This is a genomic window from Bradyrhizobium sp. RT6a (assembly GCF_040547675.1).
Classification (GTDB): Bacteria; Pseudomonadota; Alphaproteobacteria; order Rhizobiales; family Xanthobacteraceae; genus Bradyrhizobium.
The window spans coordinates 211,679-227,636 of record NZ_JBEPQC010000005.1 but is presented as its reverse complement, the minus strand read 5'-3'; the positions used below and the strand labels follow the sequence as shown (position 1 = coordinate 227,636).

Sequence of the window (15,958 nt, the reverse complement as noted above, 5' to 3'; positions counted from 1 at the left end):
GCCGCATTAACATGCCAAGCTTTCTCAGCACGCCGCTCGTAGTCGTCGGCAAGGACCTTTAGCTGACCCGCAATCGCTGAGTCGGTCATGGTTTGGGCTGCACGGAGCAAAGTCCGTGCTGTCTCTAAATATGCCTTGCCTCGTTGAGAGATCTGGACCATCACAAAGCCCTCGCGCGGTTCTCTTGCAGCTGGTTGAAGGTGATCTGGATCCAGCCCACCCAATTGCGGTCACTTTCCCTGCGAGCTCTGAAGCGATCGACGCACTTCTTGGAACAAAGAGGCGTTCGCCACGAGTAGTGCCGGACGAGACCGAACTTGCCGTCACAAACTGCGCATCGCGCGGCACCGCCAGATCTAAGACTTTCGGAGCAGTTGGGCATTGTACTCTCCTCTTGGCTTTATCGCAGCTGTTCGTCGATCATCCTTTTTCACTATCGCACTTGATGAGCCTATGCGCGTTTCCAACGCATGCAACCTAAGACGATCACGATCAGCAGCTCAATTGAACGTAGGTAATCGTCCGGCATATAGATAGGTGACGGAACAATACGAAGGTTTAGGGCGCTCCTCCCTAAAGCCGACCACTTCCGCAATGGGTCTTGGTTGTGTGGAAACGGATAGCTCAGAGGCGGCCGTGGTCGACAATCGTTCCAGGCCGCCAATGTTTTCGCTTCGGAGCGTCTAAATAGCCGGCCAAGGTGGTTAAGCGACGCGCGGCGTCGCCTTTGGCGCACTTCGCCGCCTTCAAGTGGCGCGGATGGCTGCAATCACGCCCGGTTTGCCGACGATGTTCATCGCCCTTGTGAGGTTATAGGCGAGAACATGCAGCGCCATCTCAGCGGCTACATTCCCTAGGCGCTTCATCAGGAAGTGTGTCGCACCCATACGGGCTTTGATCGTGCCGAAGGGATGCTCGACCGTCTCGCGCCGCGTCCGCATGGCATCGGGATTGGAATCGAGCCCGTCTCTGGACCTCCTCGACCACATGCGCATGCTCCCAGCGCGTGATGCGGCGCTCCTTTGACGGCGTGCATTGGCTCTTGATCGCGCAGCCTTGGCACGCTGCTGTCGACCATAACGGCGCAGCGTCATTCCGTGCTCGACGTTGTGTAGTGATAGGCAGCCGCTGGCCGGATGGGCAGCGGTAGACGTCCTCATCAGGCAGATAGGCGAAGTCCTGTTTGCCGAACCCCCGAACCGGCCTTCCGCCTTCGCATTCGACGTCATGGGCTTGGGCAAGGTGACTGCAACGGCAGCCTGTTTGCAGACTAGACCAATATCTCTTCTCCGTCGAAGTAGCCAAGCGAGTCATCAGACGGCCGTTAGGCGACGCTAGAACCGGTCTTGGAGAGCCTGCCAGGCGCCTTGTATTTTATTCCAAAGGTGTTTCCAGCCAATCTTGTCCCAAAGGCGCCCCCAGAAACCGCGCTCTCTTCTGTAGCGCTCAGCATGTGCTTCCTGCCGTACATATTGATCACGGGCGCGGTTTGCTGCGATCTGGTCGGGAGTGAAGGCGAGCGCCCAATCTATGCGGTTATTCCTGATCCAATAATGCGACTGACAGTCCGTACTCCAATTTCCGATAGAGGGGTATAGGCTCACAGCATTGCCTTCGATTGCCAACCGCCAGCGGCCGGGCTTCAAAGGGGTCATGATCTTTGTGCCGCATCCACAGCAGCAATTGTGAGCGGCTGTTGCGTATTTTTGTGAGATGTAAATCACGCCGTTATCGAGGACCTTCGGTATCCGATCGACAAATTCGGGCTGGATGGTCTCGATCTCTTTCATAGGACATCGTCCTTGACGAGAAGGCTATTCGCGATCGTAAAGGAAACGAAGCGCTCCTTGCCCAGGTTAAAATAAAAGCCACGTAATTTCTTCCAAGCCATCACCGCCAAACACGCATTAAGCGCGTTAAGGTCAGCAACCTGGATGTTATTGTCATATTCGTTGTTCGCATCATCAGATGCGAACGATATGCGCGCACGCGCAACATCGCGGGCATCCGGTAAGCTGATGACGCTGCGCAGCATACCTCCGAGCGAGTTGCGTTTAGAATAGAGGCCCATACCAACGTCCGCGAAAGGAACCCCCATCGCCTCCAGCTTGTCGACGATAGCACGCTTTGCAGCGCCTCCTTCCATACAGAGGAAGACAAAGGACATGCCTTCAAGTTCGGCGATATTGGTTGCGTCAATTTTGACGGGATGCGGGACGATACCGCGATGCATGCGTCCGTAAATCGAAGCGAAGTATTCGACTTTGAGCGGCTGAAGTCGCAATTCCTCGATCGCGGGCGCCCCCGGCGCTCGAAACGCATTGTGCGTCAAGAACCTGTCAGCGTCGAAGATATGGATTTTCTTGACCGGCGTCTTAGCGACCATGTCGAGAACGTACGATCCTGTGCCGCCGACGCCAACGATAGCAATCGCGTCCTCAGCGAGCCTGGCGGTAATTGTGTTAATTTCCGCGCGCGCAGATGCGGTGTCGAGATATTTGAACGAGGAATTGTCATCCTCCGGTTCAATCACCTTGTGTGTTTTCGCGGTGACTTCCGGGGCGATGGCGGCGACGTGTTTGCCAATCAGCGCGATGTAAGCCGTCATTTTCTCGTGGTAATCCTCGTAATGCCCGCGCAGCGGTTTCCGGGAGAAGGAGTGTTGGGCGATGAGCCCGCTCCCGAGGTCGAATGACCCACTGGTATGCCGCAAGACAGTCAGCGTATTTCCCTGACTGTCGCACGGATACTCGCCGATAAATTTGGCTGTGTGATCTTGCGGGCGCGCCGTCACGTCGCCGGCGAGGTCGAGGTTTGAGGCGACGGCACCGATCGCGATCTCCCGCTTGCTGTTGACGTAAGGAACGTCGTGAACAACCAAGTTTCCCGCGCTGGTTATTTGGACGTTGTATCCTTCCGTGCGCAGCCGTTGGAGATCAGGACTACGATCTATTGGTATGATCGACATCGAAGATCGTGCCATGTTTCTTGACGGTGACCTTGCCGTTGGCCGGCAGATCGCCGTGATGCGGGACGCTTTTTGCGTGTTCGAAGCTGACGGTGAATTCGGGGTCTTGCCCGGCCGGCGGAACTGGATACGCAATTTTCACCAGTTCATCGAATGTCAAAACATCGTGGTCGACAACTATGGGATCCGTATTGACGATGATGATGTAATGCTTTTCTGGTGCCTCACCGCTGTGAAAGTGCTCATCTTCGGCAAGGTGGAGGCTGGCGCTGTCTATGCGTACCAGCTTATCTTCGTGGTCGCCTTCGATTTCCTTGTAGAGCACCTTGCCTTCGGGAACGTGTCCCAACTCATAAAGGTCAGCGCCGGTCGTCGGGTTGGGTGAATGATAGGGCTTCTGATCGATGTGAATGCGTACTTCGTGTTTAGCGTCAGTCATCCCTATTCCCCTTTGAGAATTTTCGAGAGTGAAGTGCCCACACGCTCGCGTAACGTATCGAGCCGCATGTCGCTACGAACACCGGCCGCGAAATCAGGCCCATAAGACTTGCGCAGCGTACCGACCAAGGTGTCGCCGCGCTTCTGGCGAATTTCGCCATCCAGATCGCGGCAACGGTTGTCAAGTCCAGTTTTGCAGTGCTTCGACATCGAGCGTTCCTTTTGGCATTCGGCAACATATCCGCCGATCTGCTAATTAGCGTAGCACCGGGTCGCAGGAAATACAATCGTCCCGCTTTCGGCCTCCCGGCAGCTATGAATTAGATGCTGAAAAGAGAGGGGCCGGCGCCCGTAGGACCGAGAATCCCGAGTTTAATCAGGCGGATTCGCGCGGCATCTGCGGAAACCTCGAAACCATCCTTCACCAGCTCGATCAGCGCGTGGCCGTGCGAATCGCGTTCGCCAACGACCCCAAACAATCCATGCTTTTCGATGTATGGTCTCACAAGCCGCCGAAGTGCCGATGCCGGCATCAGAAATGCACCGCAAGCATATCCTGCTTGCCATTCCATCCAGTCGGTCTGCACGGCGTCCAGCATAGTGTCGCGATAGCAGATTTGCATATTCGCAGTGGGCTTGCGCTTCAGTAGATCGCCGCTCGGGGGTTCAATTTCCCAGAGGTAGGCATGAAAGCGGACATGCCCGTACTCATGGGCCAAAGTGGTACGAAGGCGATTTTGTCGGTGCCCGTCCTCTGCAAGGCGGGCCGAGATTTTCACCTTTGGTTTCCGGCCGGGCTGGAAAAGGGTTAGACCCTCGACTTTAAGACCGAAGGCTGAAAGATCGGCGAACTGATCTAGGGATTCGGTGTCGCGCTCGATCAATACCGTTAAATCGTCTGTAGAGAGGGGATAGCTGACTTTCCCACCTCGGTCCTTTAAAAAGGCAGCAACGATGTTTTCGCACTCGCGATCAAGCTCTTCCGGCTTGTAATGCGGGCGTTGAGAAAACCTTCCTGTTTTGTCTGGGACGTATCTCACACTATCGACGATTCCTTCCCTTTGAAGGCCCGCCCCTGAATGCCACCATTGCTTCAGTTACCTCTTTTTCGCTGAGGTTCCGAACTCGAACGTCTTCAGGAAACCGCCCGGCTAAATAGTAAAGCCAATCACGATTGATGCCTAGGACGTCAGCAAATTGCTGCACCATGCGATCAGAAGAGGGGCTCCGGCGATCATGTTCAATATCATTCAAATATTGCGGAGAGATAGGGTCTTCGTCTTCGCGCAAAATACGTGATGCCAGATCCTTTAGGCTCCAGCTTTTTGACTTTCGCGCTTCGGCGATGGCACCGCCGAAAGTTTTCTCACTCGTCGCCATAATACTCCCTTGGACGCGTCTGCGACGCTAATACGCAGATTAGCGTAGTCCGATCGTTGACTCGCGTCAATTCGCTTGAGCAACACGGTCGCTGTCACAGAATTCCAATCTTTTCGAAAAAGCTCGAGTGGCTCGCCGCGCGAGAAGCCGACCTTACGTTTCAGAATGGGAATCTCTTGGGCTTCGTCGGCCGCCTCAATCGCCCGCTTCCTCTCCTCTTCGGGCACGAAGCGGTCAGCATAGACGACCGTGGTTCCTCGCTCTCCTTTGCGGACGTGGCCACCCAGCGACAATGCCTGCCGGAAGGTGAGCCAGCTCTGGCCGGAGAAGCCCCCGCTCGACCACAGCCCCCAGAGGATCAGGATGTTTTGTGAGGCATGGCAAGCGGTGCCTTCGCCGTGGCCGTTCCCCACGGCTGGACCCAGGGCACACACCCCGCCTCTAGCTCGGCAATGAGTCTATTCGTGATCTCGTCATAAAAATTGGGTCCGGCTGGGGCTGCTCTGCAAACTTGGTTGTGCCTGGACATTGCGGTTCTCCACGACGGGCACCGCGAGCTTCTCTCGCGGCTATAAACCCGTCACGGCAATCCAGGCCGCCACTCTGGCTCGCTGGAGATCTCCTCGTCTCGACCATCTCGGTGCGTCTCGACCGTGAGTGCGATCCAGAGTCCCATCCTCCTCAAAGCCCAGGTCGTCGACACCGGTGAGGCCTCCGTCAATGCCCGGCGAGTGGATTGCGATAAGGGGACGAAGCTTATGTTGCTGACATCGAAATCGTGCGCAAGCATCGCGGCGTTCTGACTCTAAGTGCGAATTTGCGATCCGATCGAAATGCGTAGCATGGGCACACGCCGGTCACGCGCGGGCGTTGTCGCGCAGGGTCAATTTTTTGTGGCTCTCAGCCCCCGAGACCATAGACCTCCGCAGCACGGACACAGTGCTGTAAGCGCGGCATGGACCGTGAAATCCTCTATCAGCAGTTGGCGGTAGCCCACCGCAAGTCTGCAGGTCGCAGCGCGCATTGCCAAAAAGGATCGCCTTCAACCCGGATCAAGTCCGTGGGGCAAGGTCCGGATGCGTCAGCCCCTCGATCCTTGTCCGCTTTCTGACAGTGCTGCACAAAGCTGTGAGATTCCAAACACCGTGCGCCGTTTGCGCATCGCGAACCGTTTCAAAGCACAATCAGTCGCTTAATGCGCGCGAGGAGCACTGGCACGGCCGTTGCTCTATCTCGCCATAGGGCAATAGGCGCCAATTTGAGCTGAACATGAACGGCACGACAGGATCTTGGATTACGGAGAAAAAGCGCTGATGCCGAGTAAAGAACAGACCAAGGCCAAAGAAGTTCGCGGCACTTCGACCCACAGCGGTTTTTGGGAGCATATCACAGGGCGCGTTGCGGGTAGAGCGGTCAGGTAACACAATGACAGCTAATGCCGTTGACGTATGCGTCGTCGGGAGTGGTGCCAGTGGCTCGATAGTCGCCCACGAGATCGCTCGAAACGGATTCCGGGTGCTCATCCTCGAGGAAGGCCGGACGCTTCCCCCCGGCGCCTCATTGGCGACTGTCCAAAGTGGTTTCGATGACGCCTTGGTGCCCTCTCCTGCCGGGACGTTGACGCCGTTCGGGCGCCCCTGGACTGTGTCGGCACTCGGCGGTGGAATGACGCTGTACGCCGGGATCGCCTTCCGTTATAGGACCGTCGATTTTGATGCGCGAGCGCATGTGGCCGCGGACGCGCTCGACCCAGTCTGGCCGATCGACTACGCCGAACTACGCCCCTATTACGAGGAGCTCGAACGGCGGACGGGGGTGGCCCGGCTCCCTGGCGCGGACCCGCTCGAACCGCCCAGCGATCCCGCCGTGCTGCCGCCGCACGAGTACAGCCCACAGGGCCTGTTGATCGCCAAGGCGGGCGGACGCCTAGGCCGGCGACCGTTCCCCACCCCGCTGGCTATCAACTCGTTGCCCTATGGCGGCCGCCCGGCGTGTCACTGCTGCGGCCCGTGCAACGAACACCTGTGTCCGACCGGTGCGAGGGCCGACGCGCGGTCCCCGTTCACTGACGTACCCCTGCCGCCCGGCGCACTGACAGTCGCCCTGGGCAGCAAGGCCGTGCGTATCGATCTGGGCAACGTGAGTCGCGCGGACTCGGTGGAATGGCTGGACACCGTCACCAGTCAACGCGCTCGGGTCCGCGCCCGCTGCGTGGTGCTCACCGGCAACGCGGTGCAGTCTGCCGCCCTGCTGCTACGGTCGGCGCAGTCCATGGCGCCCAACGGCATTGGCAATGCCACTGGTATGGTCGGCAGCGGCATCTCGTTCAAAATCAGTGGCTACGTGTCCGGCAACACCACGCTGGACCGGCTGCCCGCGCGGTCGCCTGGCGGCCCGTTCTCCACGGTCGCAATGTCGGATCACTACCTCGACGACGACGCGCCCTCCGGGCTGGGCGGACTGATCTACGAAGCCAGCCCTGCCGAACAGGCGGTTTGTGACGGCAATATAGCGCTACGGCTTCATTTCCTGGCGGCCGATCAGCCCATGCGCGAAAACACGGTCCGACTGGCCAATAGTCGAGATCGGCTAGGTCTGCAGAAAATCATTCTTGAATACTGGACTCATCCGCTGGACAAACGCCGATTAGGCTATTTGTCCCGACGCGCGTCGGAATTGCTGGCCGAAGCCGGCGTGAAAAAAGTCGATTACCAGGATTCCAACTATCAGTTCGGTAGCAGGCATCTGCACGGCGGCTGTCGCGCAGGGGTCGATCCAACAGAGTCTGTAGTCGACCGCTGGGGTCGGGTGCACGACATCGACAATCTCTATGTCGCGGACGGCGGGTTCTTTCCGTATTCCGGAGGCGTCAACCCGACCTTCACTATTCAGGCGAACGCGCTGCGGATCGCTCGAAGAATAGCCACGCAGCTCGCCTGACCGAGCATGGGCGGAGAATCAACCGGAGACCGTTCATATCCATGAATACGTCCAGTGCAACCTTCGCCGCGACCGACGCCCAAAAAACCGCGCTCCGCCGCGCGTTGCGGATCACCGCGTCGGAGAAATGGGATCTTAACCGGCGTTTTCCAGTGGTGATGAGCCGCGCGTCTGGCGCGCATGTCTGGGATGTTAGTGGAAGACAATACGTGGATTTCACCTCATGTAGCGGGGCCGCGCCGTTGGGAGCCGGATACGAACCTGTGCTCGCGCACGTCACCGCGGAAATGCGCCGCACCGGCGGCATCCTACCCGGGCCGTTGTCCGTTCACCGGGTCGAGGTGGCCGAACGGCTCGCGGAGATCTTCCCGGTCGCGCAACGCTCGGTGTTCTTCCGCACCGGCTCATGCGCCACCACTGCCGCAGTCCGCCTCGCCCGCGCGCACACCGGCGTCAACCTGGTGCTTACTAGCGGATATCACGGCTGGCACGACTGGCACTTACAGGACCGGCCAGAGATGGGACTGCCCAGGCGGGACCCGGACAGCGTGGAGTTCCGCTACGACCTAGACCTGCTTGAGACATTGGCCAACGTCCAGCGTGTCGCCGCAGTGATCATCACCCCCGAGGTCAACTTCTTCCCTGCCGAATACCACCACAGATTGCAGACGCTGGTGCACCAGCACGGTGCCCTCTTGATCCTGGACGAGGTTATGACCGGTTTTCGCTACGCCCTCGGCGGATACCACACCGCAGTCGGCCTCGCGCCCGACCTGATCACACTGAGCAAAGGACTGGCGAACGGCATGGCGCTATCTGCGGTGGCCGGTCGGGCGGACGTGCTCAATGCCACCGAAAAGACCTACCTGGGCAACACCTATCAGCGGGAGGTTACCCCGTTCGCGGCCGCGCTGAGCACCCTAGACGCACTGCGCGACGGGACCGCACTGGCGCGGATGCGCCAGGTTGGCGAGCAACTCATTAGAGGACTCAACGAGGTCTTTGTCGGCCAGCAGGTCGAGGCGTGGGCGTTCGCCTGGCCTACCATGTTCGACGTCATGTTTGCCGACGCCGAACTCGGCCACGCCTTTTTCCAGGAGATGTGGTCGCGGGGCTTCCTCATGCAGTACGGCGGCCGGTTCATGCCATCCGCCGCACTGTCCGACGCTGACGTACGGGCCGCGATCGAAGCCGCAGGACAAGCTTTGCCGGCGGCACTGGCGCGAGTGGATAGCACCGGCGGCGACCCGGATCCGGTGGCCGCCGCCGTGCGGTTCGCCAGTGATCACTTCCTGGCTACCCCGGATTCTGTCCGGCGCTGGTTCACTGCGCCCAGCCACCCATGAGCACCAGCTGCCAAACAGGGGACACCGCTATGCCCGAGGCCGACCCATTTCCCACTTCGCCGGTGCTGCTCGGCGGCGACAACAGGTCCGGCACGACCTTGCTGAGCGTCGTCCTGGACTCTCATCCCGATCTGGTGATCGGGCCGGAGATCGACTTCCTCGAGCCGCCTAATCTCGGTCCGCATATCCTGCGCGCGATTGACCTGCTGGATGCCCGCGACCCCAAGGTCACCGGCACCACAAAAAGCACAATCGATCCATTCTGGTACGACGGCGTGCACTTCGCGGTGCAGTGCCGACGTTTTGGCCTGGACTTCGACGACGTGCGCGAACTGGTCACCAAGGTAATGGTCGAGGTGGCCAATGACATTGTATCGTTCGCCGACCGCTGCCGGCTGATCAACGAGATCGGTGAGTTCCGCAGGGCTCACACCGGAGCCCGGCGGTGGGGACTAAAACTACAGCGCAAGATCGCTCAGGTCGATTCTTACGCCCCGCTGTGGCCGAGGGCGCATTTCGTGCACATCGTGCGCGATGGTCGGGACGTGGCCGCCTCGCACCTGAAAACCGTGCCGGATTGGGGTTACCGGACCGCCGCCGAAGCCGCGCGGGGCTGGCTTGAAGTGGTTTCCCGGCCGCATCGGGTCGCGCCGCCGGACCGCTACCTCGAGCTGCGCTACGAGGATCTGGTAAGTCGTCCTCGACCCACCCTGACCCAAATCCTGGAGCACCTCGACTTGCCTTGGGACGAGGCGGTGCTGTGGCACGCCGAGTATCAGCACGCGCTCTTCGACCATCCGTACGGCCACCCGGCGGCCGAATCCGCTGGCAAACCGCTGCACTCGGGCCGGCTCGGTCGCTACGCCGAGGATCTGACGCGCGCTCAGATCGCTGAGTTCGAGCGGATTGCCGGCAGTGAACTGGCCCGGCTGGGCTATCTATCGGCCCCGACTTTGAGCGTCGAAGCGTGAGGCGCGCCCACTGTTCCGCCGCCCTGCTCCGACTGCCGCACGGCTACCTGGCGCTGCTCGTTGGTCAGACCGTGTCGTTGCTGGGCTCCCAGGTGACCATGCTGGCGCTGCCGCTTACCGCGATCACTCTGCTGGGCGCGGGACCCGTGCAGACCGGGCTGCTGCTGGCTTGCGGTCGGGCGCCGTACCTGTTGGCGGGCCCGTTCGCCGGCGTCATCGCGGACCGCCTCCCGCACCGGTGGATCCTGTTGATAGCCAACTTCGTGATGGCGGCAACGCTGGCCACGATTCCGCTGCTGGCCGGCCTCGGACATCTCGGAATGGTCCAGCTTTGTACGGCGACGGCGCTGATCGGGGTGGCGGCGATGAACGCCGAGGTGGCCTATCTGGCGTGCGTACCCACGGTGGTGGACCGGACTCAGCTGGTCCAGGCGCAGAGTTTGTTGGAGCTCAGCCAGGCGAGCGCGTTGGCAGCGGGTCCGTTCCTGGCCGGCTGGCTGGTGAGCGCGTTCTCCGCGCCGACCGCGATCCTGGCCGACTCGGCCTCGTTCCTGCTCGCTGCCGCGTTGTTGTCGCTCGTGCCGATGCGCGCGGCCGCGCGCTCAGCGGTCGGGTCGACCCAGCTACTCGGCCAAATGGCCGAAGGGCTAACCGCCGTGCTCGGCACCCCGATTCTGCGGGCAGTCACGTTGGCCACTGCCACCTTCATCTTTTGGTACCACGCATATTCCGCGGTCTTCCTTCTGCACCTGACGAAAGATCTGGGTTTGGAGGGCGGGACTGTCGGCATGGTGCTCGGCATCGGTGCACTCGGTGGCGTCGTCGGCGCGGTCATCGCACCGCGGGCGGGACGCGCGATCGGCCTCGGGCCGGTGCTGATGGTTGCGCTGGCGCTCAGCGCTGGAGGCATGAGCTTGGCGGCGCTTCCCCCCCGGCCATGGTGGGCCGCGTTGGTGTACGTGGCATTGTCTCAATTCTTGCTGTCGGTTGGCCAAGGGATCTACAACGTGCAGCAGGTCCCCATTCGATATGCGCTGGCCCCGCACCGGATGCAGGGCCGGGTGAACGCGAGCATCCGGAGCGTGGTGTGGGGGCTGGCGCCACTGGGCGCGCTGGTCGGCGGCGCGGCGGGTGCCGCATCGGGCCTGCGTGCCACGTTGCTGGCCAGCAGCGTGCTGGGCGCGACGTCGGTGCTGTGGATCTGGCGGTCGCCGCTGCGCCACACGCACAGTTTGTGTCTTTGACTAGCGGACAGGACCGCTTATGGAGATCAAAACACTGGACGAGCTTGGCCACCCGGGCCGGCTGACTGCGTGGCGGATCAACGTGCCCGATGCTGACCCTGGCGCCCCCAAAGATGCCGGAGAGTAATCTAGCAGCCCATTGGCTTCTGGATCATCTCGTAGACGATCAGTCTAAGCCCCGATCATCTACCCACCGAAAAACGGTAGCGCACAGACGATCTGGTTCGGCGCCGGGCATGAGATGCCGGTCGAGACCAGATGCGCCTGGAAGGCGCGGACGTCTTCCAGCTCTAACCGGTCAGGCGATCGGCCAAATAGCGGCTGAACTTCGAAACCGCGCTGATGTTGGATCGTTGGATCGTTGCGTCGCCGGCGACAGATTGCGGACGATCATGTCTTCGATCATGCGGCGGCGAAGAGTGCTCAAATCGGGCATCTCGATACGCCCGTCTGAGGGGGATGGGCTCCAACACCCACATCCTCTCAGCCCGGAGGCGATCCACGCCACCTTGCCCGTCATCACGCCGCGGCAGCGGCTTCGTTCAATCCCCAATCGATTCAAACTAGGTCAGCGTTTTCTTGGTTCGAATCATATCAGGCGGCGTCGGCGAGTTTGTAGGACCAGGTATGGACGACGGGATGGCGATTGACGTCGTCGATTCCGGCCATGATGCGCTCTTTGAGTTCGTGCTTTGATGTGACCCGGATGTGACGCAGGACGGAGCGGGCGAACTTGGAGAAGAATCCCTCGGTGAGGTTAAGCCAGGAGCCGTGCTTGGACGTGAAGGTAAACTGGAAGCGGCCTGCCGGTCGTGTGTCGAGCCCGGCTCTGGTTTCTCTCGAGATGTGTGCGGAATGGTTGTCGAGGATCAACTTGATCGCGGTCTTGGCCGGATAGGCAGCATCGAGGAGCTTGAGGAATTCGATGAACTCTCGGCTGCGGTGGCGGTCTTTGACGAGCGCGTGGACCTTCCCGGTGAGCAGGTCAATCCCCGCCAACAGGCTGAGCGTGCCGTGACGTTTGTACTCATGATCGCGCGCGAAGGTCGCATGCACGCCCGGCACTGGCGGCAGATCCGGCGCTGTCGTCGCGATCGCCTGGATCCCCGGCTTCTCATCGTAGGAGACGATCGCGACCGGCTGGTCCGATTTCTTCGACCGGGCAGCGGCTTTTTTCAGGACCTGGACCTCGCGATAGACATACAGCACCTCCGCCATCTTCTGCTCGAACTCGGCGTCGCGGTTTTCAAGATAGTAGCGCACCTTGTGCGGCTTGATGTCCTCCTGACCGAGAAGCTTGCACACCGTGCCCTGAACCAGACGGGCGAGACATTCATGTCCGGCCTCTGGTCCGTGCTCGCGGGCATGGCGGGCCAGCAGCCGCGTCGTCCACAACTCGTGCGGATAGCCATGTTCGTTGGCCTTGTCGCACGCCAGAGACACCAGCCAGGCCTTGGCCTCCGGCGTGATCACCGGCTCCTTGCCCGGCCGCGGGCGCTCGTCGAGCGCCGCCAGCGCGCCATCGGCCGCCGCCCGCTCGACGCAGCGCTGGACCGTCTGATGATGGGCGCCAAGTCTTCGTCCCACCGCAAAGAACGACGGGGTCTCGCGGTAGGCAAGCTGCATCGCGGCCCGCGACACCCGGCGTGCCGGTTCGGTCCTCGACCGCAAGAGCCGTCAACGTTTCAATCTCTTCGTCGGTCATCGCCAACTCGAGCGCTCGCCGCCATCCTGCCATGATAAAACTCCTCGTTCAGTCAGACCAAACGAGGAATCCACAAACAAACCTCCCGTTCCATCACTGCCAAGTTCATGGAATCGGTCGTCTAGTACCTCGGCACAGTGATTAAGACTCTTTGGGCGTGATCGGATAGGCGTGGCTCATTTTGGCGCGGGCTTTTTCGGTTGTGAACATCCATTTGATGCATGCACCGGCGGAATTGCGTTGCTGGTCCCAAGCGGCAATTTCGCGGATGAGGCGGCTGGAATTATCGATACGGCGGTCCAGGCATCGGCCGCGCACGACGCCGATCTCGATTTCCACCATGTTGAGCCAACTGGCGTGTTTGGGGTGTAGTGGAACTCGGGGCGGCGCAGAATGCGTCTGGCCTCGGCGGGCGGGAAAGCCTCATAGAGGGCGCCGGCCGAGTGGTTCGACAGGTTGTCCTGCACGACGCGGATGCACGCGGCATCGGGACACTGGGTGACTTTGGACCTTGCGCCAGGGCCTGTTCACATCGAGGCAGACGAAGAGATTGACGGTGCCCTTGTAGCGGTTGCGGCGCGGCAATCAGGATGGAAGTGCTTCCCGTCCAGATTGATGGTGTCTGCGGTGCCGCCTACTGGGGCGCTGCATGGCAAAACATCGCAAGGCTCCTCCGGAAGAGTTTTACTCGGCCGGCGACAACAGCGCCGCCAATGAGCTCACGACAGTGCCAAGGACTATGCGGCGCAAAGGATTTGCCAGACTTGAACCGCCTTTGCCGGACGACGCATACGAGGCTGCGCTTTTGCGGCCGAAAGGTTCCAAATCGAACTGCGATCGTCGGCTTCTTGGATTACACCTTTATCGCATCTGATGCCGACTGTCGGTTTCGCGACAGGCTGTCGGGGACACGACAGGTCCGTTCGAAAATATCCCACAAATCAAGCTGTTGCTAGTGGCACGAGCATTGAAGGGGAGCTGTGGTTCAGAGGCGCTTGCTCAAGGACCGTTAATAATGACCTACAAGATTATGGCCTCCCATCTTTTTGGACGGGGGTGCAAATCGAAGGTTCAGAGGTGGGAGCGGCTCCGTGCGTCAGAAGCGGCCAGATGACGCCATGACCGCTCTGTCAAAAAAGCCCGCGGCTATTCGCGTGGTTCTGCCCTTCGTGTTCCTGCACTGGCTGAATCAGCCGGGGCGCACGCTCGCCGTTGCCGCCGGTCTGTTAGGGGCGACCGTCGCCGACCTGTTCATGCCGGTGTTTTCAGGACATCTGGTCGACGCGCTGACGCGTGGCCCGTCCGATCCTGCCGCCCGCTACGCCGCGCTGGTGGCGCTGGGTGGCATCGTGGTGCTGGGCGCGGCCTCGATGGTGCTGCGCCTGACGGGCCTGCAAGTGATCGTGCCGTTCACGCTGAAGATCATGTCTGACGTGTCGCAGGACGCATTTCTGCGCGTGCAGCGCCTCTCGACCGACTGGCACGCCAACTCCTTCGCGGGCTCGACCGTGCGCAAGATCACGCGCGGCATGTGGGCGCTCGATCTGTTGAACGAGACCATCCTGCTGGCGCTGCTGCCGTCGCTGGCCGTGCTGATCGGATCGATGATTCTGCTTGGCGTGCACTGGGCCTCGCTCGGCGCGGTGATCGCGCTCGGCGCGGCTACCTATGTCACGATGACGGTGCTGTTCTCGACGCGCTACATCGCGCCGGCCGCGGGTGTGTCCAATGCTTGGGACACCAAGGTGGGCGGCACGCTGGCGGATGCGCTGACATGCAATGCGGTGGTGAAATCGTTCGGCGCGGAAGACCGTGAGGATGCGCGGCTCGCCCGCGTCATCAAGCGCTGGCGCGTACGGGTGCGGCGGACCTGGTTCCGCTACAACTACACCGCCATGGCGCAGCTCTCGCTGCTGCTATGCCTGCGGGGGTCGGTGATCGGCGGCGCGGTGCTGCTGTGGATGTACGGGCACGCCTCGCCCGGCGAGGTCACCTATGTGCTGACGAGCTACTACGTCATCCACGCCTATTTGCGTGATGTCGGCATGCACATCAACAACCTCCAGCGCTCGGTCAACGACATGGAGGAGCTGGTGGCGATCCATGACGAGCCGATCGGCATCGCCGATGCCGCCGACGCGCGGCCAATCGCGATCGAGGGTGGCGAGATCGTGTTCGACGACGTCACGTTCCACTATGGCGGCCATCGCGCGCCGCTGTATGACGGGTTGTCGGTCAGGATCCGCGCCGGCGAGCGTGTCGGCCTCGTCGGTCGCTCCGGCTCCGGCAAGACGACGTTCGTCAAGCTGGTGCAGCGGCTCTACGACGTCACCGGCGGTCGTGTGCTGATCGACGGGCAGGACATCGCGCTGGCCACGCAGCAATCGCTGCGCAGCCAGATCGCGATCGTGCAGCAGGACCCGATCCTGTTTCACCGCTCGCTCGCCGAGAACATCGCCTATGGCCGGCCCGGCGCCAGCCTCGAGGCGATCGAGCAGGCGGCGCGGCTGGCGAATGCGCACGACTTCATCCTGCGGCTGCCGAAGGGCTACGGCACGCTGGTCGGCGAGCGTGGCGTGAAACTGTCAGGCGGCGAACGGCAGCGCGTGGCGCTGGCGCGCGCCTTCCTGGCCGACGCGCCGGTGCTGATCCTGGACGAGGCGACCTCGAGCCTCGATTCGGAATCGGAAGCACTGATCCAGCAGGCGATGGAGCGGCTGATGAAAGGCCGCACCTCGATCGTGATCGCGCATCGTCTGTCGACGGTGCGCAGCCTCGATCGCATCCTGGTGTTCGACCGCGGCGAGATCGCCGAGCAAGGCACGCATGCCCTGCTCGCCGCCAAGCCCGGCGGCATCTATCGCAGCCTGTTCGAGTGCCAGACGACTGAATTGGGTCGCATAATCTCGGCCGTGGAGTAGATGGGCGCAGCTGTTATGGCATACCAGTTGCCTCTTGGAGCTTTC

14 protein-coding genes and 5 pseudogenes are annotated in these 15,958 nt (G+C 61.1%); 7 read left to right on the top strand and 12 right to left on the bottom strand.

Annotated elements, in window-relative coordinates; all coding sequences use genetic code 11:
• Positions 1-746: 746 nt before the first annotated feature.
• The 9 genes and pseudogenes from ABIC03_RS39300 to ABIC03_RS26465 all read right to left on the bottom strand — a co-directional run.
• Positions 747-989 (bottom strand): transposase, encoded by a 243-nt coding sequence (locus tag ABIC03_RS39300; RefSeq protein WP_502917350.1) that lies wholly within the window; start codon positions 987-989, stop codon positions 747-749.
• Between the two features lie 16 nt (positions 990-1,005).
• Positions 1,006-1,314: pseudogene (locus ABIC03_RS39295) on the bottom strand (hypothetical protein); the annotation flags it as partial.
• A gap of 20 nt (positions 1,315-1,334) precedes the next feature.
• Positions 1,335-1,790 carry a ubiquitination-like system serine protease family protein gene (locus tag ABIC03_RS26495; protein WP_354062338.1) on the bottom strand — a complete coding sequence of 152 codons (456 nt, stop codon included), beginning with the start codon at positions 1,788-1,790 and terminating at the stop codon, positions 1,335-1,337.
• Entirely contained in the window at positions 1,787-2,968 is a 1,182-nt protein-coding gene (locus ABIC03_RS26490; RefSeq protein WP_354062336.1) for a ThiF family adenylyltransferase, read from the bottom strand. The genes ABIC03_RS26495 and ABIC03_RS26490 overlap by 4 nt, the downstream gene beginning before the upstream one ends.
• The gene (locus ABIC03_RS26485; protein WP_354062334.1) at positions 2,943-3,407 is read right to left on the bottom strand and encodes a multiubiquitin domain-containing protein; all 465 of its coding nucleotides are present in this window, start codon (positions 3,405-3,407) and stop codon (positions 2,943-2,945) included. The genes ABIC03_RS26490 and ABIC03_RS26485 overlap by 26 nt, the downstream gene beginning before the upstream one ends.
• Positions 3,408-3,409: 2 nt before the next feature.
• A complete protein-coding gene (locus tag ABIC03_RS26480; RefSeq protein WP_354062332.1) occupies positions 3,410-3,616 on the bottom strand; it encodes a hypothetical protein in 207 nt (68 codons plus the stop codon).
• 110 nt (positions 3,617-3,726) lie between these two features.
• Positions 3,727-4,446, bottom strand: a complete 720-nt coding sequence (locus ABIC03_RS26475; RefSeq protein WP_354062330.1) for an ImmA/IrrE family metallo-endopeptidase — start codon at positions 4,444-4,446, stop codon at positions 3,727-3,729.
• Position 4,447: 1 nt separating this feature from the next.
• The gene (locus tag ABIC03_RS26470; RefSeq protein WP_283018199.1) at positions 4,448-4,786 is read right to left on the bottom strand and encodes a helix-turn-helix domain-containing protein; all 339 of its coding nucleotides are present in this window, start codon (positions 4,784-4,786) and stop codon (positions 4,448-4,450) included.
• A 140-nt stretch (positions 4,787-4,926) separates the two neighbouring features.
• A pseudogene (locus tag ABIC03_RS26465) lies at positions 4,927-5,315 on the bottom strand (ArdC-like ssDNA-binding domain-containing protein); the annotation flags it as partial.
• An 896-nt stretch (positions 5,316-6,211) separates the two neighbouring features.
• On the opposite strand from ABIC03_RS26465, the pseudogene ABIC03_RS26460 reads away from it, so the two are divergent.
• The 5 genes and pseudogenes from ABIC03_RS26460 to ABIC03_RS26440 form a co-directional block, all read left to right on the top strand.
• Positions 6,212-6,400: pseudogene (locus ABIC03_RS26460) on the top strand (FAD-dependent oxidoreductase); the annotation flags it as partial.
• A gap of 51 nt (positions 6,401-6,451) precedes the next feature.
• Positions 6,452-7,726 carry a GMC oxidoreductase gene (locus ABIC03_RS26455; RefSeq protein ID WP_354062649.1) on the top strand — a complete coding sequence of 425 codons (1,275 nt, stop codon included), beginning with the start codon at positions 6,452-6,454 and terminating at the stop codon, positions 7,724-7,726.
• Between the two features lie 41 nt (positions 7,727-7,767).
• Positions 7,768-9,072 (top strand): aminotransferase class III-fold pyridoxal phosphate-dependent enzyme, encoded by a 1,305-nt coding sequence (locus tag ABIC03_RS26450; protein ID WP_354062328.1) that lies wholly within the window; start codon positions 7,768-7,770, stop codon positions 9,070-9,072.
• 29 nt (positions 9,073-9,101) lie between these two features.
• Positions 9,102-10,043: a sulfotransferase family protein gene (locus ABIC03_RS26445; protein WP_354062326.1), complete on the top strand. Its 942-nt coding sequence runs from the start codon at positions 9,102-9,104 to the stop codon at positions 10,041-10,043.
• Positions 10,040-11,287, top strand: coding sequence for an MFS transporter (locus ABIC03_RS26440; protein WP_354062324.1), 1,248 nt, complete (start codon positions 10,040-10,042; stop codon positions 11,285-11,287). Before ABIC03_RS26445 ends, ABIC03_RS26440 begins: the two co-directional genes overlap by 4 nt.
• A gap of 189 nt (positions 11,288-11,476) precedes the next feature.
• Here the strand turns inward: ABIC03_RS26440 and ABIC03_RS26435 are convergent.
• From ABIC03_RS26435 to ABIC03_RS26425, 3 genes and pseudogenes are all read right to left on the bottom strand, one after another.
• A pseudogene (locus tag ABIC03_RS26435) lies at positions 11,477-11,723 on the bottom strand (phage integrase N-terminal SAM-like domain-containing protein); the annotation flags it as partial.
• Between the two features lie 158 nt (positions 11,724-11,881).
• The gene (locus ABIC03_RS26430) at positions 11,882-12,913 is read right to left on the bottom strand and encodes an IS630 family transposase (protein WP_354062322.1); all 1,032 of its coding nucleotides are present in this window, start codon (positions 12,911-12,913) and stop codon (positions 11,882-11,884) included.
• 220 nt (positions 12,914-13,133) lie between these two features.
• A pseudogene (locus tag ABIC03_RS26425) lies at positions 13,134-13,477 on the bottom strand (transposase); the annotation flags it as partial.
• Between the two features lie 164 nt (positions 13,478-13,641).
• On the opposite strand from ABIC03_RS26425, the gene ABIC03_RS26420 reads away from it, so the two are divergent.
• Positions 13,642-13,866: a hypothetical protein gene (locus ABIC03_RS26420; protein ID WP_283018191.1), complete on the top strand. Its 225-nt coding sequence runs from the start codon at positions 13,642-13,644 to the stop codon at positions 13,864-13,866.
• A gap of 244 nt (positions 13,867-14,110) precedes the next feature.
• A complete protein-coding gene (locus tag ABIC03_RS26415; protein ID WP_354062320.1) occupies positions 14,111-15,913 on the top strand; it encodes an ABC transporter ATP-binding protein in 1,803 nt (600 codons plus the stop codon).
• The last annotated feature ends 45 nt before the right edge of the window (positions 15,914-15,958 follow it).